Genomic DNA, 20575 nt, shown 5'->3' on the forward strand with positions numbered 1-20575 from the left:
TTAATGAAAAGAACGATTAAAAAAGAACTGGAAGGCCCATCTTTAACTATAAAGTGGGCTTTCGCAAGTTCTTTCTTTATATTTGTAGTTTTTACCATTTTTGCGGTGATTACCTATAAGTCTTCTGTTAGTCTTATTGTTGCCAAAGAAAAGGAAAATGTCGAAGCAACGATTGCAGAAGTAACAAATCGGTTAGCTAATGCCAATGAAAATTTAACGGTAACAGACGTTTTTGACTATTTAAAAACGCCGAGTGAAAGAGATGAAAACTACTATAATAAACATACAGCAGTAGAAGGTTCGTTTATGGAAATGGACAGTTTCATATCTGAACTAGGACAACCCGAACTTTATTTATCTGTGTATGACACAAATCAAAAGCTTGTATTTAAAACACAAAATGAATATGATAAGTTATTACAATTGGATCGACAATTACCTGTCGTGCGAACCGTGTTTGATAAAACCGGTTTTTATTCCGTGGAACCTATTTTTTCAAAAGAAACACGAGAAAAGATTGGTTATATTCAAGCGTTTTATGAGCTTTCTTCTTTTTATGAAATTCGTAATCATTTATTATTAACACTTGTAGTTTTGGAAGTGATTTCTCTGATTGTAAGTAGTGTCTTAGGCTTTATTCTCTCTTCTTATTTTTTAAAACCATTAAAAGTATTGAGAGACACGATGGATACTATCCGCAAAGACCCACAATCAGATGTCCACATGCCGGAGATTAATACGAGAGATGAGTTAGCAGATATCTCGGAAATCTTTAATGAAATGTTAGATCGTATGAGACGCTATATCGAACAACAAGAGCAGTTTGTTGAAGATGTTTCCCATGAATTAAGAACGCCTGTTGCGATTATGGAAGGCCATTTAAATCTTTTAAATCGTTGGGGAAAAGACGATCCTGAAATTTTAGATGAATCGTTAAAGGCCAGTTTACAAGAAATCAGTCGTATGAAGAGTTTGGTCCAAGAAATGCTTGACCTTTCACGCGCTGAACAAGTGGACACCCAATATGCAAATGAACGAACAGATGCTAAACAAGTAGTCTACCAAGTATTTAATAACTTCCAATTGGTCTATCCTGAGTTTCATATCACATTAGATGACGATTTACCAACCGAAGTTGAACTGAAAATCTATCGTAATCACTTTGAACAATTGTTAATTATTCTCTTAGATAATGCGATTAAATATTCAACAGATCGAAAAGAAGTGCATATTTCCATTTCTCGAACGATGAATGAATTTGAAATAGCTGTGCAAGATTTTGGTGAAGGAATCACTGAAGAAGACTTGGAGAAAATATTTGATCGATTCTACCGAGTAGATAAAGCCCGTGCAAGAAATAAAGGCGGTAATGGCTTAGGCCTATCCATTGCAAAACAATTAGTCGAAAACTATAAAGGACGTATTGATGCAGAAAGCGTATTGCATCAAGGAACGATCTTTAGAATTTTTATTCCAATCGCTAGAATAAAAGAAGAGGAGGTCGGGACAGAACCGTTTAGCTCCGAGAAATAAGAAGAAATTTCCGAAAATTGCTCTTTAATTTTTGGAGAATTTCGGCTTATTTCCGAAGGAGTTGGTTCTGTTCCCGCCGTTTATCAGGTTTTGAGCCTGGAGCAAAAATCCAAAGTAATTTTTGTCCCAGGCTCTTTTTTTACGAATGATTAACGAACATTTCAGTAAGAGAAAAGGGATTATAAGATAAAGAAACGAATGTTTTCTTTGTAGAAAATATTCATCGTTCGAAATTGAAAAAAATGTTATTTTTCTGCAAAATAATAGTTGCGTTTTAGAAAAATCCTTGGTATATTAATATCTGTTCTGACAAACAGTCCGTTAAGAAAAAAGTTTTAAAAAGTTAAAAATTTTTCTTGACGAAAAGATAAATAACATGTTAGAATAACAAAGTCGTTAAAGAGATTGCTTTCAAATCAATCATTTGATCGAAAAAAACTTGTTATAAAATAACAAAAAAGTTTTAAAAACTTGTTGACAAACAACTGAGATAATGATAAGATATAGAAGTTGTCACAACAGACGACAACAACCGAGCGAAACAACTTGAAAAAAACTTTTCAAAAAAGTTCTTGACATTCAAATGAAAGTTTGTTATGATATAAAAGTTGCTGCGAGGTAACGTAGACCTTTGAAAACTGAACAAAGAATAGACGAACCAAATGTGTAGGGCGTCTTGATTCAATTCAAGACAACAAACATTTTTAACAAGCAAGCAATATGCTAGCAAACAAATTGAGCTTAACAATCGTAAGATTGTTCTAACTTTTATTATGAGAGTTTGATCCTGGCTCAGGACGAACGCTGGCGGCGTGCCTAATACATGCAAGTCGAACGCTTCTTTCCTCCCGAGTGCTTGCACTCAATTGGAAAGAGGAGTGGCGGACGGGTGAGTAACACGTGGGTAACCTACCCATCAGAGGGGGATAACACTTGGAAACAGGTGCTAATACCGCATAACAGTTTATGCCGCATGGCATAAGAGTGAAAGGCGCTTTCGGGTGTCGCTGATGGATGGACCCGCGGTGCATTAGCTAGTTGGTGAGGTAACGGCTCACCAAGGCCACGATGCATAGCCGACCTGAGAGGGTGATCGGCCACACTGGGACTGAGACACGGCCCAGACTCCTACGGGAGGCAGCAGTAGGGAATCTTCGGCAATGGACGAAAGTCTGACCGAGCAACGCCGCGTGAGTGAAGAAGGTTTTCGGATCGTAAAACTCTGTTGTTAGAGAAGAACAAGGACGTTAGTAACTGAACGTCCCCTGACGGTATCTAACCAGAAAGCCACGGCTAACTACGTGCCAGCAGCCGCGGTAATACGTAGGTGGCAAGCGTTGTCCGGATTTATTGGGCGTAAAGCGAGCGCAGGCGGTTTCTTAAGTCTGATGTGAAAGCCCCCGGCTCAACCGGGGAGGGTCATTGGAAACTGGGAGACTTGAGTGCAGAAGAGGAGAGTGGAATTCCATGTGTAGCGGTGAAATGCGTAGATATATGGAGGAACACCAGTGGCGAAGGCGGCTCTCTGGTCTGTAACTGACGCTGAGGCTCGAAAGCGTGGGGAGCAAACAGGATTAGATACCCTGGTAGTCCACGCCGTAAACGATGAGTGCTAAGTGTTGGAGGGTTTCCGCCCTTCAGTGCTGCAGCAAACGCATTAAGCACTCCGCCTGGGGAGTACGACCGCAAGGTTGAAACTCAAAGGAATTGACGGGGGCCCGCACAAGCGGTGGAGCATGTGGTTTAATTCGAAGCAACGCGAAGAACCTTACCAGGTCTTGACATCCTTTGACCACTCTAGAGATAGAGCTTTCCCTTCGGGGACAAAGTGACAGGTGGTGCATGGTTGTCGTCAGCTCGTGTCGTGAGATGTTGGGTTAAGTCCCGCAACGAGCGCAACCCTTATTGTTAGTTGCCATCATTTAGTTGGGCACTCTAGCGAGACTGCCGGTGACAAACCGGAGGAAGGTGGGGATGACGTCAAATCATCATGCCCCTTATGACCTGGGCTACACACGTGCTACAATGGGAAGTACAACGAGTCGCTAGACCGCGAGGTCATGCAAATCTCTTAAAGCTTCTCTCAGTTCGGATTGCAGGCTGCAACTCGCCTGCATGAAGCCGGAATCGCTAGTAATCGCGGATCAGCACGCCGCGGTGAATACGTTCCCGGGCCTTGTACACACCGCCCGTCACACCACGAGAGTTTGTAACACCCGAAGTCGGTGAGGTAACCTTTTTGGAGCCAGCCGCCTAAGGTGGGATAGATGATTGGGGTGAAGTCGTAACAAGGTAGCCGTATCGGAAGGTGCGGCTGGATCACCTCCTTTCTAAGGAATATTACGGAAATACACATTTCGTCTTTACTTTGTTCAGTTTTGAGAGGTCTACTCTCAATTAAATAAGTTCGGGGCCTTAGCTCAGCTGGGAGAGTGCCTGCTTTGCACGCAGGAGGTCAGCGGTTCGATCCCGCTAGGCTCCATTGATAGCTTTTGCTATCAAATTCGTTCATTGAAAACTGGATATTGAAGTAAAAAGAATCAAAACAAACCGAGAACACCGCGTTGAATGAGTTTTTTAATAAGTTCAATTGCTTATTTATTGATTAACCTTCTATCGCTAGAAGAAGTGATCAAGACCCAACCGTAAGGTTGATAAGGTTAAGTGAATAAGGGCGCACGGTGGATGCCTTGGCACTAGGAGCCGATGAAGGACGGGACTAACACCGATATGCTTTGGGGAGCTGTAAGTAAGCTATGATCCAGAGATTTCCGAATGGGGGAACCCAATATCTTTTATAGGATATTACTTTTCAGTGAATACATAGCTGATTAGAGGTAGACGCAGAGAACTGAAACATCTTAGTACCTGCAGGAAGAGAAAGAAAATTCGATTCCCTGAGTAGCGGCGAGCGAAACGGGAAGAGCCCAAACCAATAAGCTTGCTTGTTGGGGTTGTAGGACTCCAATATGGTAGTCTGTTAGTATAGTTGAAGGATTTGGAAAAGTCCGCTAAAGAGGGTGAAAGCCCCGTAGACGAAATGCTGACAACACCTAGGAGGATCCTGAGTACGGCGGAACACGAGAAATTCCGTCGGAATCCGCGGGGACCATCCCGCAAGGCTAAATACTCCCTAGTGACCGATAGTGAACCAGTACCGTGAGGGAAAGGTGAAAAGCACCCCGGAAGGGGAGTGAAATAGATCCTGAAACCGTGTGCCTACAACAAGTCAAAGCTCGTTAATGAGTGATGGCGTGCCTTTTGTAGAATGAACCGGCGAGTTACGATTGCATGCGAGGTTAAGTCGAAGAGACGGAGCCGCAGCGAAAGCGAGTCTGAATAGGGCGAATGAGTATGTAGTCGTAGACCCGAAACCATGTGATCTACCCATGTCCAGGTTGAAGGTGCGGTAAAACGCACTGGAGGACCGAACCCACGTACGTTGAAAAGTGCGGGGATGAGGTGTGGGTAGCGGAGAAATTCCAAACGAACTTGGAGATAGCTGGTTCTCTCCGAAATAGCTTTAGGGCTAGCCTCGGAATTGAGAATGATGGAGGTAGAGCACTGTTTGGACTAGGGGCCCATCTCGGGTTACCGAATTCAGATAAACTCCGAATGCCATTCATTTATATCCGGGAGTCAGACTGCGAGTGATAAGATCCGTAGTCGAAAGGGAAACAGCCCAGACCACCAGCTAAGGTCCCAAAATATATGTTAAGTGGAAAAGGATGTGGGGTTGCACAGACAACTAGGATGTTGGCTTAGAAGCAGCCACCATTTAAAGAGTGCGTAATAGCTCACTAGTCGAGTGACCCTGCGCCGAAAATGTACCGGGGCTAAACATATTACCGAAGCTGTGGACTACACCATTAGGTGTAGTGGTAGGAGAGCGTTCTAAGGGCGTTGAAGGTCGATCGTGAGGACGGCTGGAGCGCTTAGAAGTGAGAATGCCGGTATGAGTAGCGAAAGACAGGTGAGAATCCTGTCCACCGTATGACTAAGGTTTCCTGGGGAAGGCTCGTCCGCCCAGGGTTAGTCGGGACCTAAGCCGAGGCCGATAGGCGTAGGCGATGGACAACAGGTTGATATTCCTGTACCAGTTGTTTTTGTTTGAGCAATGGAGGGACGCAGTAGGCTAAGGAATGCATGCGATTGGAAGTGCATGTCCAAGCAATGAGTCTTGAGTAGAGTTAAATGCTTTACTCTTTAAGGACAAGTTGTGACGGGGAGCGAAATAATAGTAGCGAAGTTCCTGATGTCACACTGCCAAGAAAAGCTTCTAGTGAGAAAACAACTGCCCGTACCGTAAACCGACACAGGTAGTCGAGGAGAGTATCCTAAGGTGAGCGAGCGAACTCTCGTTAAGGAACTCGGCAAAATGACCCCGTAACTTCGGGAGAAGGGGTGCTGACTTCGGTCAGCCGCAGTGAATAGGCCCAAGCGACTGTTTATCAAAAACACAGGTCTCTGCAAAATCGTAAGATGAAGTATAGGGGCTGACGCCTGCCCGGTGCTGGAAGGTTAAGAGGATGGGTTAGCTTCGGCGAAGCTCAGAATTGAAGCCCCAGTAAACGGCGGCCGTAACTATAACGGTCCTAAGGTAGCGAAATTCCTTGTCGGGTAAGTTCCGACCCGCACGAAAGGCGTAACGATTTGGGCACTGTCTCAACGAGAGACTCGGTGAAATTTTAGTACCTGTGAAGATGCAGGTTACCCGCGACAGGACGGAAAGACCCCATGGAGCTTTACTGTAGTTTGATATTGAGTGTTTGTACCACATGTACAGGATAGGTAGGAGCCGATGAGACCGGAACGCTAGTTTCGGAGGAGGCGCTGGTGGGATACTACCCTTGTGTTATGAACCCTCTAACCCGCACCACTAATCGTGGTGGGAGACAGTGTCAGATGGGCAGTTTGACTGGGGCGGTCGCCTCCTAAAAGGTAACGGAGGCGCCCAAAGGTTCCCTCAGAATGGTTGGAAATCATTCGAAGAGTGTAAAGGCAGAAGGGAGCTTGACTGCGAGACTTACAAGTCGAGCAGGGACGAAAGTCGGGCTTAGTGATCCGGTGGTTCCGCATGGAAGGGCCATCGCTCAACGGATAAAAGCTACCCTGGGGATAACAGGCTTATCTCCCCCAAGAGTCCACATCGACGGGGAGGTTTGGCACCTCGATGTCGGCTCGTCGCATCCTGGGGCTGTAGTCGGTCCCAAGGGTTGGGCTGTTCGCCCATTAAAGCGGCACGCGAGCTGGGTTCAGAACGTCGTGAGACAGTTCGGTCCCTATCCGTCGCGGGCGTTGGAAATTTGAGAGGAGCTGTCCTTAGTACGAGAGGACCGGGATGGACTTACCGCTGGTGTACCAGTTGTTCTGCCAAGGGCATTGCTGGGTAGCTATGTAGGGAAGGGATAAACGCTGAAAGCATCTAAGTGTGAAGCCCACCTCAAGATGAGATTTCCCATTTCTTTAAGAAAGTAAGACCCCTGAGAGATGATCAGGTAGATAGGTTGGAAGTGGAAGGCTAGTGATAGTTGGAGCGGACCAATACTAATCGGTCGAGGACTTAACCAAAGAATGGATAAGTAAAAGCAACTTGGTTATTTTGATTCAAACTTCAATCCAGTTTTGAGTGAATGAAGATTCAACTCAATAAGAAACAACACCCAGTGTGGTGGCGATAGCGAGAAGGATACACCTGTTCCCATGCCGAACACAGAAGTTAAGCTTCTTAGCGCCGATTGTAGTGAAGGGTTTCCCTTTGTGAGAGTAGGACGTCGCCACGCGATTATTCCGGCATAGCTCAGTTGGTAGTAGCGCATGACTGTTAATCATGATGTCGTAGGTTCGAGTCCTACTGCCGGAGTTTAACATATGAAATATCATGAGTATGTGCTTCTTTCAGCTATGGAGAGTTGTCCGAGAGGCCGAAGGAGCATGATTGGAAATCATGTAGGCGGTAAACACTGTCTCAAGGGTTCGAATCCCTTACTCTCCGTTTCATATTTACAAACTGGCCCGTTGGTCAAGCGGTTAAGACACCGCCCTTTCACGGCGGTAACACGGGTTCGAGTCCCGTACGGGTCATTCAATTTAATAGTAACATTCCTTTTTGGAGGTTTAGCTCAGCTGGGAGAGCACCTGCCTTACAAGCAGGGGGTCAGCGGTTCGATCCCGTTAACCTCCATTACTCGGTTGGTTCCGTGGTGTAGGGGTTAACATGCCTGCCTGTCACGCAGGAGATCGCGGGTTCAAATCCCGTCGGAACCGCCATTTAATGTTGTTATTTGAAAATTATTTGAACAAGCTTTTGTTTTAGGCGTGGTAGCTCAGTTGGTAGAGCAACGGATTGAAGCTCCGTGTGTCGGCAGTTCGACTCTGTCTCACGCCATTTATGGAGGAATAGCGAAGTGGCTAAACGCGACGGACTGTAAATCCGTTCCTTAGGGTTCAGTGGTTCGAATCCACTTTCCTCCATTTTAGGGGCATAGTTTAAAGGTAGAACAACGGTCTCCAAAACCGTTGGTGTGGGTTCAATTCCTGCTGCCCCTGCCATTTATTTAATAGATACACTTTTTAAGATTACGGCGATCGTGGTGAAGTGGTTAACACACCAGATTGTGGCTCTGGCATTCGTGGGTTCGATTCCCATCGGTCGCCCTTTGTAATTTTATTGGGGTATAGCCAAGCGGTAAGGCAACGGACTTTGACTCCGTCATGCGTTGGTTCGAATCCAGCTACCCCAGTTTTTTTGTAACAAAAATGGAATATGGCGGTATAGCCAAGTGGTAAGGCAGAGGTCTGCAAAACCTTCATCACCGGTTCAAATCCGGTTACCGCCTTCCAAAATATCTTGCCGGCGTGGCGGAATTGGCAGACGCGCTGGACTCAAAATCCAGTTCCTTCACGGGAGTGCCGGTTCGACCCCGGCCGCCGGTATACTAAAGACTGTTAAATCAATGATTTAACAGTCTTTTTTCGTTATAGTGGTGCGAAAATGGTGCGAATGAAATTTTTTATAGTTTTTCTTGTAAAAAAAGTAGTTATTTAATTAGATAAAGGGCTTTAAATAGTTATTGAATATGGTCACTATTATTTTACTAGAAAATATAAAATAACTTAGTTAAAAGTAATATACAAATGAAGATTTAAATGTATCAATATATAATCAAATAAGAAATTAAGACGTTCAAAATTTGAGCGTCTTTTTTTATATTCAAAATCAGAGAGGAGTATAAAAGTGAGAAGACCAAGAATAAAGAATAGTAAATTGCTAGCGGCTTTAGTATTGCTATTCCAAACTGTAAATACTGGTATAACGCCACTTATCGCTCATGCAGAAGAAAGAGATTATCCTGAAGAAGTAACAATTGAGTATGATGCTAATAATATTTACAATGTTTCGGGGGTATATAATAATGGAAAAGTTTTTAATACGCATACAGCCCCTACCTATGCTAATTATAAAGGGAAGAAGCAACCTGTTTTCTGCATTGAGCCAGAAGTGAATATTATTAATCCAATCAATCCAGGTTATGAAAAAAATCCTTTACCTGATATGCCAGACCGCGCAAAATTAGTTTCCATTTTATGGAAAAAGGTTGGTCAAGACCCTGATACCCAAGCCGTTGCGCAAAAAATCATTTGGCAAGCAGCCAATGGTTATACTATCCATACCATGACTCGTCCAGATGGAAGTACAGTAGACATTTCAAGCATTGAAGCAAAAATCAATAAAGTTGTCCAAGACTATCAAAAGAAACCAAGTTTTGATGGAACGACAACCAAACTGAACTTAGGAAAGTCGACAGTTTTAACAGATACGAATCAATTAAACTTGTCAGAGTTTAATAAAGTGGTCAAAAATACTGCGAACATTGACTATCATGTGAACGGTAATCAATTAACTTTGAGTACGAATGAACAGTCAAAATCGGGTGTACTCACATTAGAAAAGACAGAAGAAACAGGCACGCCAGTTGCTTATAAAAAAGCTGGTGTACAAACCGTGATGGCGGGTGCCATTGATAAACCAACGACTTATACAGTCAAACTGGACATAGAAACAAAAGGAAAATTAAAATTTACAAAAATAGATAGAGAGTCAGGTCAAAAATTACCAGGAACAGTCTTTCATTTAGATTTTGGCGGAAAGTTTCCCACACAAGAAGTGACAACAGGGGATGCTGGAACCAGCCTAATTGAAGGGATTCCTCATAACACAAAAGTGACTATTACTGAAAAATCTGTTCCAGCGCCGTATACGATTGACTCAACGCCGCTTTCTGCCACCATCAAAGCAGGTGAAATGATTGAAAAAGTATCTAAGAACCTTCGAGAAAAAGGACAGATCGTTTTAGATAAAAAAGGTGTTGAAACAGGAACCACCCTTTGGAACGAACATTACTCATTAGCGGGTAATCAGTTTGAGATACGTAAAGAGACCCCAGATGGACCGATTGTTCAAACGATAACTACGGATGCAAAAGGACATGCAGAAACGTCAAAAGATGTTTTAAAAGCATTAGAATTGGGAACTTATTATGTGATTGAGAGCAAAGCCAGTGCAGGGTTTGTAAATACGTTTAAACCAGTTAAAGTGGTCTTAGCTTATCAAAATCAAACCGTGCCTATTTCAGTAGAATATGTAAAAGGAACCAACCAAGAAATTACAGGACAAACTACTTTAACCAAAGAAGACAAAGATACAGGAACGGATACGCAAGGAAATGCTACGTTTAAAGGGGCACAATATACTTTATTCTATGGAGAAACCAATCAAAATCATGCCAAAGATACACCTGTAAAATGGCAAGATGAAAGTCATCCAGAAGTTATAAAAGGAGAGAAAGCTTCTGAACAAGAAGTAACGTTAACCATTGATAAAGAAAATCAAGTGGGGGTGAAACACTTAGCCATTTCCAACTATTATTGGAAAGAAACCAAAGCACCTATTGGTTATACCTTAGACCAAACAAAATACCCAGTAAACATTGCCAAAGTAGATGATCATCAAGAAAATGCCGTGATTACACAAAACGTAACTGCCAAAGAACAAGTGATTCGTTTTGGCTTTGATTTTTTCAAATTTGCGAATTCTGCTTCTGGTTCAACTAGTAGTGGTTTCAATGATTTAACCTTTAAATTAAGCCCGATTAAACCAACGTTACCCATTACAGGTGCAGACGATGAAGCAACGACTGGCTTTAACGAAACTTTAGGTTTTGATGGCTATGGCAAGTTTGAAAATATTCCTTTTGGTGATTATCGTTTTGAAGAAGTAAAAGCACCAACTGGTTTTCAAAAGATTCAACCATTAGTAATTCATTCTACCTTCCAAGAAAATACTACGAATTATGAAGCGAGTCAGTACGTTTTTACCATTACCGAAGAAGGTCAGAAAGATCCTATTAAAGTAGTCAAAGTACCCTATAAAGAATTAACGAATCAAACTTTTTCCGTTCACTTAAACCGACTTATGCTTTATGACAAACCAGAAACAGAAAATCACCTTTCTTCTTTAGCGACTTGGCAATCAGGAGAGAAAAATTTAGAAACAATGAAAAATCCAACGATAGTGGATCGTTTAAGATATAACTTGAATACGGTCAAAAAAGATTGGTATGTTGTCACAAAAATTGTAGATGTTGTAGCAACGAAAAAAGCCCAAGAAAAAGATAAACAGGCGAAACCAATCATTGTTAAGGAAGATAAAACAATTTTAGCAAATGAGCAAAAAGCAGGAACTTGGGAAATGAAACATTCATTAACGACAGAACAAGTAGCCGGTAAAACGTTGGTTTTGTTTAATGAAGTGTACGAAAATCAAGCAGTTTATGACAAAGGAGCCAAACCAATCGCTATTGATGCTGATTTAAATAACCAAGCACAAACTGTGAAAGCAACAACTAAACAACAGGTAACTATTCAAACTAAAGCTCATGGAGCAGATGGTCGTAATACCTTTACTTATGGCGATGTTTTGACTATGTATGATGATGTAAAAATTACCCATGATCTTTTAGACGGATCCAAAGAAGCATTTGAAACAAAACTATATGCATTACTCCCTAATGGCACCAATCAACTCATTTGGTCTTCTGGAAAAATTGATTATGCAGTGGATGATGCCACGTTTACTAAAACAATTTTGATAGAAAAAATTGATACGAGTCGTTATCTAAAAGGGACTCGTTTTACGTTTACAGAAACCAATTATGATAAAAACGGTAAAGTAAATGGCGAACACAACAAAGACCTAAAGGAACAAACACAAACTTTAACACCAAAAGAAGAACAAAAACCTGTCGTTCCGCAAGAATCGAAACCAACGATTTCTGTACCAAATCAAAGGAAAGCATCGTTCCCAAATACTGGGGAAAAACGTTCTTCTGCATTATTGGTAGTTGGTTTTATATTGATGTTTGCTGTTGCAGGCTATTATGTTTGGCGCCATCGTGACTAATGGATGAAAGAAAAACAGAATCATGGTTTACAGCGCGCACGTTATCCACCAATTTTATTGGAGATAACGTGCTTATTTTAATAAAAAGAAAAGAGGAAAAAAAATGGAATTAAAATTTGTCGTACCGAATATGGAGAAAACATTTGGTCACTTGACCTATGCTGGAGAAGGAGAAGTTCTAACTGAAGGAAGTGGCAGAAATCGAATAATTATTGGTCGCAGTTATCACTTATATTCTGATATCCAACGAGCAGATGATATTGAAGTTATTGTAGCACCAGAAGCAGGTGAAAAGATTTTTAAGGATGGGGAATTAGTCAAAGTAGTGAATCCAAAGATCCAAGTAGAAGGCTATCAAATTGATAACCGTGGCTATACGAATTATCTTTTGATGGTTGATGATTTAATGAAAGTAAATGGAGGAATGTAAGTATGAGATTAGCTGAAGGAATGATTATTAACCAAGAAAAAACATTTGGGACATTAAAGTTTTCTGCATTACGTCGAGAAGTTCGGAAACAAAATGAAGATGGTACGGTTAGTACAGAAATCAAAGAACGAACATATAATTTAAAATCCAGTACACAAGGGCGAATGGTCCAAGTTAGTATTCCTGCAGAAGTTCCTTTAAGAGAATTTCCTTATGATGCAGAAGTCGAACTGGTACAACCAACTGTGGATACCGTGGCTAACTATGTCTTCCGAGAAGGAACGACTGTCAGCTGGTTCATTAAAGCGGAAGATTTGATTTTGAAAAAGAAGGGTCCAGTTTCACAGCAACAAGAAAAGCCTGTTCCTAAGAAATAATGAGATTCCAACGCAGAAAAGGCAAAAAGATTTATCCTAGAGATACGCAGTTAATTTATCGCTTTTTCTTTAGTATGAATATGGTGATTTTAGCTGTTACCGTAGGCTTTTTTCACTGGCAACAACTTTACAATATGACGAATACAATTATTCAAAACCAACCTTTAGATAGACAGCTAGGTACATTTCACTGGCTGTCTCTTTTTGTTTCATTGTTTATTCAAGGGATAGTAATGATTTTGTATTTAAAGTGTTTCCCAAATCATTGGCAAAGTTTGAAACATCGTCAGAAATTGGCACGAATGCTCATGGAGAATCATTGGTATGAAGTTATGCAAGTACAAAATACTCATTTTTTTAAAGATTTTAATCCACGTTCAAAAGAAAGAATAACTTATTTTCCTAAAGTTTTCTATCGACAGAGTAATGGGTTGATTCATATTTTAGTTGAAATTTCTTTAGGAAAATACCAAGAACCACTATTGAATCTTGAAAAGAAATTAGAAAGTGGGCTTTATTGTGAGCTGACAGAGAAAGAGCTAAAAGACTCATATGTCGAATATACGTTGCTTTATGACATGATTGCCAACCGAATTTCTAGTGAGGAGATGTATTCAGAAAAAGGTTCTTTAAAGTTAATGAAAAATTTGAATTGGTCCTATGATACCATGCCACATTTGTTAATTGCAGGCGGAACAGGAAGCGGGAAAACCTATTTTATTTTAACGTTGATTGAAGCTCTAGTAAAAGCCCAATCCACTGTATTTGTCTTGGATCCTAAAAATGCGGATTTAGCTGACTTACAAACCGTGATGCCCAATGTCTCTTCTTCTAAAGAAGATATCTCTCAATGTGTGGAAGATTTTCATAGTCAAATGATGCAGCGTAGCAAAGACATGAAGCAGATGCCCAACTATAAAACAGGAGAAAACTATGCTTATTTAGGCTTGGCTCCTAAATTTTTAATTTTTGATGAATATGTAGCCTTTATGGAAATGTTAACGCCAAAAGAAAGTGCCAATATTCTAAATAAATTGAAACAAATTGTCATGCTAGGACGTCAAGCAGGTTTCTTTTTAATTTTTGCTTGTCAACGTCCCGATGCAAAGTATTTAGGTGATGGCATCCGAGATCAGTTTAATTTGCGTGTGGCGTTGGGAAGAATGAGTGATTTAGGCTATTCCATGATGTTTGGCGAAACCAATAAACAATTTTTCTTAAAGAAAATCAAAGGCCGTGGCTATATTGATACAGGAACCAACGTCATTAGTGAATTTTATACACCGATTGTGCCAAAAGGACATGATTTTTTAGCTGAAATTCAAACAATTATTGAAAAAAATAACTATCAATAAAGGAGGAACTTGTGGAATTTTTAGATTTATTTGCCGGTATTGGTGGCTTTCGATTAGGAATGGAAATGGCAGGTCACCATTGTATTGGCTTTTGTGAAATTGATAAATATGCCAGAAAGAGTTATCAAGCAATTCATCAGACGAAAGGAGAAATAGAATTACATGACATTACCAGTGTCTCAAACGAATTTATTCGATCTATCGGACATACCGACATTCTCTGTGGCGGATTTCCGTGCCAAGCTTTTTCAATTGCGGGAAAAAGACAAGGTTTCGCAGATACTAGAGGAACTCTCTTCTTTGAAATTGCTCGCTTCACCACTATTCTCAGACCTCGGTTTTTATTCCTTGAAAATGTCAAAGGATTGCTCAACCACGAAAGAGGGACTACGACGTCCGAGACAATCCTCCGAACGCTGGATGAACTTGGGTATGATGTGGAATGGGCGTGTCTTAACTCTAAAGCCTATGTACCACAAAATCGAGAGCGAGTATTCATTATTGGACATTATCGAGCAGAACGTACCCCACAAATATTTCCTCTCACCAGAGAAGACAAACCAGTTATTCATCCGAAGAAAGGAATAATTGTTGTAGGAAAATTACCAGAAAAATACCAACAAAGCAGTCGCGTTTTCTCAACGGATAGTCTTTCACCCACGCTAACTACAAAAGTAGACTCGCCAAAAATATTAGTTCGAAAGTCCAATCAACAGGTCGAACGTGTCTATCCAGGAGATAGCGTCAATTTGTCTTATCCCAATTCTCAAACACGGCGAGGCCGGGTAGGTAAACAAGTAGCTCATACTTTATTAACGAGCGACAATCAAGCAGTGATTACTGATCATTATCAAATCAGAAAGTTAACGCCAAGAGAATGCTGGCGTCTACAAGGTTTTCCAGATTGGGCCTTTGAACGAGCAGCCAAAGTCAATTCAGAAACACAATTATACAAACAAGCCGGAAACTCTGTCACTGTTCCGGTTATTTTTGATATTGCCAGACAATTAAAGGATTGAAAGAAAGGTGAATTCAATGGATTATGATGCGTTGATCGGTGAATTATACGATATTTGTCATGAATATGAAAATCATGTGACGGGAGAAGATGAAAAAGAATTACTTTATCTCCAACAGTTGTATGCTTTAAATTTTGAGGTGCGTAAAAATGGAGTGAAAGGACTGGGAGAGTCAGAAGTACAAGACGTGGATGACGATGTACGCATTGAATTTCAATCTATTTTAGCGACTCTTTCCCGACTTTCGGATTGTTCGCCTTTTCCAAATGTCAGTCTTCATTTAGACAGTTTAAGAGAACAACTTCAAAAGGAAGGAATTGATGGATTAAAACCATGATAGGCAAACATTGTGGAGGGCTTTGCCTCAAGCAAACTGCCCTTCACAATGATTTGGCCTGGTCATGATTGGACGAAGTCCAATCATGAGGAACAAGCCCCCTTTGTCTAACAGGGGGGTAGAAAAACACAAATAAATGTGTAAATAGGATAAACGACCATTGTTTTATCAACATTTATATCAAGTATACAAAGTGTGAACAAATCCTTTTTGGTTCACAGATTTGGAGGGAATGCGTTTGGCACAAAAATTTAATTTTGAACAATTGAAAAAGAAGAGAATAAACTATGGACTATCACAAAATAAGTTAGCTTTAGCCTGTGGCATTTCTCGAGAATATTTTAATAAAATCGAAACTGGATTAATAGAACCCTCTCAATCATTGAGAGAAGAAATCTTTCAACATTTAGAAAGCTTTAATCCAGAACTACCATTAACCTTGTTGTTTGATTATATCCGGATTCGTTTTCCAACGACTAATGTTAAGAAAATAGCGGAGACAATTTTACGTTTGCGTTTTGATTATATGATTCATGAAGACTACGCGTTTTACTCTTATCAAGAACAATATGTGATGGGAGATATTATTGTGATGGTATCCCAAGAGAAAGAAAAAGGTGTCTTGCTTGAACTAAAAGGGCGTGGTTGTCGTCAATATGAAACGTTTCTCTTAGCCCAACAACGAACGTGGCATGAGTTTTTCTGCGATTGTTTGGCAGTCGGTGCAGTAATTAAGCGCTTAGATTTAGCCATTAATGATCGAACGGGAATTTTAGCTATTCCTGAATTAACGAAGAAATGTAAAAGCGAAGAATGTATTTCTTTATTTCGTAGTTTTAAAAGCTATCGTTCTGGTGAATTATTGAGGAATAATGAAAAAGTTGGTATGGGAAACACCTTGTATATTGGTAGTTTAAAAAGTGAGGTATATTTTTGTTTGTATGAAAAAGATTACGAACAATACGTGAAACTAGGAATTCCACTAGAAGAAGCAGAGATAAAAAATCGTTTTGAAATTCGGTTAAAAAATGAGCGTGCGTATTTAGCATTAATTGATTTTGTGAAAAATAGAAACATTGAAAAAACGGCTTTTTCCATTATTAACCATTATTTACGCTTTGCTGATAATGATGGAAATAAGCAACGATCGAAGTGGCCAACAAATGAACGGTGGCTCTGGTTTATTGGGAAAAATCGCCAAGAACTACGGTTAACGACAGAACCGCAACCCTATACTATTGAACGAACCTTAAACTGGTTAGCCCATCAAGTAGCTCCTACCTTAAAGATGGCGATGAAATTAGACCAGCTTCAGCAGACTAATCATGTGAAAAAAATGATTGCAGAAGCAGAATTAACCGAAAAACATCAAAAGATTTTGGCACAACAAAGTCACAAACTGAATGAACTAATTTTATAAGGAAAAGAGGAAAAAGAATGAATTTTGGACAGAATTTATATCAATGGTTTTTGAGTAACGCTCAGTCCTTAGTGTTATTAGCTATCGTTGTGATTGGCTTATATCTAGGTTTTAAAAGAGAATTTTCCAAGTTAATCGGATTTTTAGTGATTGCCTTGATAGCTGTTGGTTTAGTTTTTAATGCTCAAGGAGTAAAAGATGTTCTACTAGGACTTTTCAACCGAATCGTGGGTGCATAGACAGAAAGGAATTTAAAAAAATGGATGAACTGCGTGTCTATATTGCAAATTTAGGAAAATATAACGAAGGAGAACTAGTTGGGGAATGGTTTACTTTACCAGTTGATGAAGAAAAAGTAGCCGAGCAGATTGGTTTAAATGAAAGTTATGAAGAATATGCGATTCACGACTATGAGTTACCCTTTGAAGTCGATGAATATACTTCTTTGGAAGAACTAAATCGATTAGGTACATTAGCACAAGAGTTAGAAGGCATGCCTTTTGAAGATTCTATTCAAGAAATTCAGCAAGCCTTTTTTAATAGCTTTGAAGAAATGGTGGAACATAAAGATGATATTGTCTGTTATTCAAATTGCGAAACAATGGCAGATGTCGCAGCTTCTTTAGTAGAAGAAGGCGTATTAGGCGAAATACCAGCGAATTTGGTGAATTATATTGATTATGAAGCCTTTGGTCGAGATTTGGAAATAGAGAGGAATTTTTTGGTTAGTAGGAATGGGGTTTTTGAGTATATTTTTTAATTGATGTCAAAATAATAAGATTATTAAATTAAAAATAGCTTCATAAGAGAAAGAATATATTAGTAAAAGATGTTATACTAGAACATGAAAACTTTAGAATATGCTAACAAACTTATATGTTACTTAATTTTACAAGAAGTATAAGCTATTGTTAATTGAAACATATATTTTTTATTCAAAGCAGGAGTGGTTTATAATATGAGACAAAAAAATTGGAAGAATAGATTCAGATTAGCTTGTGATAAAGTTAAGTTATATATGACTATGTACAATAATAAGTATAGTATAGTTAATACATTTATTGTTGGAACTATTGTAAGTATCATAGCAATATTTATAGATTATAATAACATTTTATCCGAAATATTTACTGCTTCTAAAAGTCGTATTCCAATTAGTGTACTAGCGCTAATTGGAATTCTATTGGTACTACTTTGTATAAAATATAAGTTATTAAAAACAGTTAAATATCCACTTATGAATCGATTTGATTATGTACTATTTTTATCAACTATTTCCTTGATTTTATATAAAATATCGAGTTATTTTAACTATATTAATCTAACTGATAAAATCAGTTGGATCAACTATTTCGTGTTAGTTTTATTGTTTTTATTTGTATATCGAATTATTCAAATATGTAAAACCTATGATGAAAAGAAAAAAAGTACTGTTGTTGATTTGAAACAAGTAATAGATGATGAAGTTGGGTACGATATTCCTTTCGTTATACGAGAAAAAGCAGTAGGATATGATTTATTAAATCGTGAGTATTTTGTAAAGGAATTATCAGATTTGATAAAAACATACATTTCTGAAGAAAGATTTGTTATTGGGGTGGAAGGTTCTTGGGGTTCAGGAAAAACTACTTTCTTAAATAGTTTAGTAGATTGTATAGATAAAGATGAACAATTCATTATTATAAATGACTTTGAACCGTGGCTATCGGAAAACAAAGAATCTTTATTAAATAATTTAATAAACACTATTTTAGTAAAATCTAAACTTGAAATCCCAAAAAAGGATATAGATTTTTTTATTAAGTCAATTAGTGAACTCGTGTTAGGTAAGAAATATTTTTCATCAATAATCGATATACTAAAAAGTCACGAAGATAATCAAATTAAGAATATTGTTTTTGATATAAATTATTTAATTGAAAAAAGTAATAAAAAAATTGTTTTTATTATTGATAATTTGGATAGATTAAGACCAGAAAATATATTTTTAATGTTAAATATTATTAATAATGTATTGGATTTTAATAATTTGATTATCATATTATCTTATGACAAAAAAGAGATTGGTAAATCTCTCGAAAGTATTAACATTAGTACATCTTATTTAGATAAAATTGTTCAAAAAAAAATTATACTCCCCCTAATGAGACCGGAAGATATGTACAATATTTATTTGAAAACAATTTTAAAACTTTTGAATTCTAGTAATATAGAACATTCCACTAATGATGTTAAATTATTTGTAGAAATACTTTCAAATAACCAAGTAGGTTTAAGAGAATTTAAGCGGTTTGTAAACACAAGTATACTTCCATTTATTTTTAATTCTAGAAAGATATCAATAATTGATTTCTTAGTCCTTGAATATTTACGTTCTTCTAATATAGAATTATATAACTATATATATGTAAATCAAGAGTACTTTATATCTAGTGATCAAGGTATGGAGATGGTATTCAGATATATGGATGAAGAATATATGAATGCTAAAATAAATTCTGTTTTTGATAATGCAGGTATTAAACAAAATCTTGAAGGACAATTATTGAGTTTGTCTTTTCCCAATGTAAAAAATTATATTGAGAACAAAAAAAGATATAAAAATATTGTACAGAATTCAAGGCATAATCCTGAGTATATAGAAATTCAAAAAAATAAAAGAGTTAGTAGTGGTAAATTTTTTAACCTTTATTTTACAAATATGACTAATAATAATTCAGAGGTTGTTGATATTACTAAAGCATTTATTGAATATGTAAAAGAATATTATAAAGAATCACAATGTATGGATGAATGTTTAGAACAAATATTGAAGTTAGATAAAGAGTTACAGTTAGAGATGTTAACAAATCTTTCTTATTACATTGATGAGTTTTCTACAGAAGAATGCTATTTTCTAGCTAAGTTTTTTTTAGATAGCTATTTTAGTTTTAGCAACTATAAAACGTTTTTAGCATTAGATACTGAAAATTGTGTTTCTATAATAATTTCTTTACTACTAGAAAATGTTTCTATGTCAGAGTTTAAAAACTTGTTAGGTGATTACACTAAGGAACTTAAAAACCTTACTATGATATCAAATGTAATATATTGGTTAGAACATTCTTCGGATGAAAATAATAAAGAAAAAATAGAGTTTTTAGAAGAAAAAACAGAAAATTTGATTATAAATGTATTGGAAGGAGATTTTGATTTATTTAATTCACAGTCCTACACTAGAAAGAATGTTTTACAAATTTATCGCTATCTACAAGAAAAAGGCCAATTGGAACGTTATAGAAAGTTTTTAGAGGCCAATTTAAATGAATTCACTTATTTTAAAATTTTGAATATCTTGGTTGTGATTCAAGAAGGAGATAGTGGTTACTATTATTCAATGAATGAAGATTTTGAAACATTAATTGATGTAGAGGTAATAAAAGTTTATCAAGAAAAAGTTACGCCTAAAAATGAAAAACAGGAATTATTAAATGAAGTATTAAAAGTTTATCTAAATAAGGTTAAAGATGAAAACGGAGAGTATACAGTTAAAAGAACTAATCCTGTGGATTTATCCAGTGTAGATTAGTTTAACAAGAATATGAATCTTATTTAAAATAAAAAAATCAAATGGCTATTTAAATATAGCACATTTGATTTTTT

At 38.0% G+C, this 20575-nt stretch carries 11 protein-coding genes, 13 tRNA genes and 3 rRNA genes; all 27 read left to right on the forward strand.

Annotated elements, in window-relative coordinates:
• Positions 1–3 precede the first annotated feature (3 nt).
• A complete protein-coding gene (locus tag IGI87_RS04300; RefSeq protein ID WP_104855352.1) occupies positions 4–1533 on the forward strand; it encodes a HAMP domain-containing sensor histidine kinase in 1530 nt (509 codons plus the stop codon).
• 769 nt (positions 1534–2302) lie between these two features.
• Positions 2303–3863 (forward strand): 16S ribosomal RNA (locus IGI87_RS04305).
• A 79-nt stretch (positions 3864–3942) separates the two neighbouring features.
• Positions 3943–4015 (forward strand) — tRNA-Ala (locus IGI87_RS04310).
• A gap of 176 nt (positions 4016–4191) precedes the next feature.
• A 23S ribosomal RNA gene (locus IGI87_RS04315) occupies positions 4192–7104 on the forward strand.
• A gap of 96 nt (positions 7105–7200) precedes the next feature.
• Positions 7201–7316 (forward strand): 5S ribosomal RNA (gene rrf, locus IGI87_RS04320).
• Together the 16S, 23S and 5S rRNA genes with 13 tRNA genes alongside form the textbook arrangement of a ribosomal RNA operon.
• A 6-nt stretch (positions 7317–7322) precedes the next feature.
• Positions 7323–7396 (forward strand) — tRNA-Asn (locus IGI87_RS04325).
• Between the two features lie 43 nt (positions 7397–7439).
• A tRNA-Ser gene (locus tag IGI87_RS04330) sits at positions 7440–7528 on the forward strand.
• A gap of 17 nt (positions 7529–7545) precedes the next feature.
• A tRNA-Glu gene (locus IGI87_RS04335) sits at positions 7546–7617 on the forward strand.
• 27 nt (positions 7618–7644) lie between these two features.
• Positions 7645–7717, forward strand: a tRNA-Val gene (locus IGI87_RS04340).
• A 10-nt stretch (positions 7718–7727) separates the two neighbouring features.
• Positions 7728–7803: transfer RNA gene (locus IGI87_RS04345), tRNA-Asp, on the forward strand.
• A 45-nt stretch (positions 7804–7848) separates the two neighbouring features.
• Positions 7849–7921, forward strand: a tRNA-Phe gene (locus IGI87_RS04350).
• Between the two features lie 5 nt (positions 7922–7926).
• A tRNA-Tyr gene (locus IGI87_RS04355) sits at positions 7927–8007 on the forward strand.
• Positions 8008–8011: 4 nt separating this feature from the next.
• Positions 8012–8085, forward strand: a tRNA-Trp gene (locus IGI87_RS04360).
• A 32-nt stretch (positions 8086–8117) separates the two neighbouring features.
• Positions 8118–8190: transfer RNA gene (locus IGI87_RS04365), tRNA-His, on the forward strand.
• A 14-nt stretch (positions 8191–8204) separates the two neighbouring features.
• Positions 8205–8276, forward strand: a tRNA-Gln gene (locus IGI87_RS04370).
• A 25-nt stretch (positions 8277–8301) separates the two neighbouring features.
• Positions 8302–8372: transfer RNA gene (locus IGI87_RS04375), tRNA-Cys, on the forward strand.
• Between the two features lie 13 nt (positions 8373–8385).
• A tRNA-Leu gene (locus tag IGI87_RS04380) sits at positions 8386–8469 on the forward strand.
• Between the two features lie 301 nt (positions 8470–8770).
• Positions 8771–11995 carry an MSCRAMM family collagen-binding adhesin EcbA gene (gene ecbA / locus IGI87_RS04385; protein WP_438736317.1) on the forward strand — a complete coding sequence of 1075 codons (3225 nt, stop codon included), beginning with the start codon at positions 8771–8773 and terminating at the stop codon, positions 11993–11995.
• Between the two features lie 103 nt (positions 11996–12098).
• On the forward strand, positions 12099–12425 hold the full coding sequence (locus IGI87_RS04390; protein WP_174126148.1) for a DUF961 family protein: 327 nt from the start codon (positions 12099–12101) through the stop codon (positions 12423–12425).
• Between the two features lie 2 nt (positions 12426–12427).
• Entirely contained in the window at positions 12428–12802 is a 375-nt protein-coding gene (locus tag IGI87_RS04395) for a YdcP family protein (protein WP_438736319.1), read from the forward strand.
• Positions 12802–14157, forward strand: a complete 1356-nt coding sequence (locus IGI87_RS04400; protein WP_438736320.1) for an FtsK/SpoIIIE domain-containing protein — start codon at positions 12802–12804, stop codon at positions 14155–14157. Before IGI87_RS04395 ends, IGI87_RS04400 begins: the two co-directional genes overlap by 1 nt.
• A gap of 11 nt (positions 14158–14168) precedes the next feature.
• On the forward strand, positions 14169–15176 hold the full coding sequence (locus IGI87_RS04405) for a DNA cytosine methyltransferase (RefSeq protein ID WP_438736321.1): 1008 nt from the start codon (positions 14169–14171) through the stop codon (positions 15174–15176).
• Between the two features lie 16 nt (positions 15177–15192).
• On the forward strand, positions 15193–15513 hold the full coding sequence (locus tag IGI87_RS04410) for a hypothetical protein (protein ID WP_368021557.1): 321 nt from the start codon (positions 15193–15195) through the stop codon (positions 15511–15513).
• Between the two features lie 238 nt (positions 15514–15751).
• On the forward strand, positions 15752–16933 hold the full coding sequence (gene mobT / locus IGI87_RS04415) for a MobT family relaxase (protein WP_438736323.1): 1182 nt from the start codon (positions 15752–15754) through the stop codon (positions 16931–16933).
• A 17-nt stretch (positions 16934–16950) separates the two neighbouring features.
• On the forward strand, positions 16951–17172 hold the full coding sequence (locus IGI87_RS04420; protein WP_002408635.1) for a hypothetical protein: 222 nt from the start codon (positions 16951–16953) through the stop codon (positions 17170–17172).
• 20 nt (positions 17173–17192) lie between these two features.
• Positions 17193–17693, forward strand: coding sequence for an antirestriction protein ArdA (locus IGI87_RS04425; RefSeq protein ID WP_438736324.1), 501 nt, complete (start codon positions 17193–17195; stop codon positions 17691–17693).
• Between the two features lie 198 nt (positions 17694–17891).
• Positions 17892–20501, forward strand: a complete 2610-nt coding sequence (locus tag IGI87_RS04430) for a KAP family P-loop NTPase fold protein (RefSeq protein ID WP_438736326.1) — start codon at positions 17892–17894, stop codon at positions 20499–20501.
• Positions 20502–20575 lie beyond the last annotated feature (74 nt).

Origin of the sequence: Enterococcus sp. DIV1444a, from assembly GCF_051712125.1 — a bacterium.
Classification (GTDB): domain Bacteria; phylum Bacillota; class Bacilli; order Lactobacillales; family Enterococcaceae; genus Enterococcus; species Enterococcus faecalis.

What these genes read in the sequence shown, in the direction of transcription:
- IGI87_RS04300 (WP_104855352.1), top strand. Translation starts at nt 4, where the DNA reads ATGAAAAGAACGATTAAAAAAGAACTGGAAGGCCCATCTTTAACTATA.
- IGI87_RS04390 (WP_174126148.1), top strand. Translation starts at nt 12,099, where the DNA reads ATGGAATTAAAATTTGTCGTACCGAATATGGAGAAAACATTTGGTCAC.
- IGI87_RS04395 (WP_438736319.1), top strand. Translation starts at nt 12,428, where the DNA reads ATGAGATTAGCTGAAGGAATGATTATTAACCAAGAAAAAACATTTGGG.
- IGI87_RS04400 (WP_438736320.1), top strand. Translation starts at nt 12,802, where the DNA reads ATGAGATTCCAACGCAGAAAAGGCAAAAAGATTTATCCTAGAGATACG.
- IGI87_RS04410 (WP_368021557.1), top strand. Translation starts at nt 15,193, where the DNA reads ATGGATTATGATGCGTTGATCGGTGAATTATACGATATTTGTCATGAA.
- IGI87_RS04420 (WP_002408635.1), top strand. Translation starts at nt 16,951, where the DNA reads ATGAATTTTGGACAGAATTTATATCAATGGTTTTTGAGTAACGCTCAG.
- IGI87_RS04425 (WP_438736324.1), top strand. Translation starts at nt 17,193, where the DNA reads ATGGATGAACTGCGTGTCTATATTGCAAATTTAGGAAAATATAACGAA.
- IGI87_RS04430 (WP_438736326.1), top strand. Translation starts at nt 17,892, where the DNA reads ATGAGACAAAAAAATTGGAAGAATAGATTCAGATTAGCTTGTGATAAA.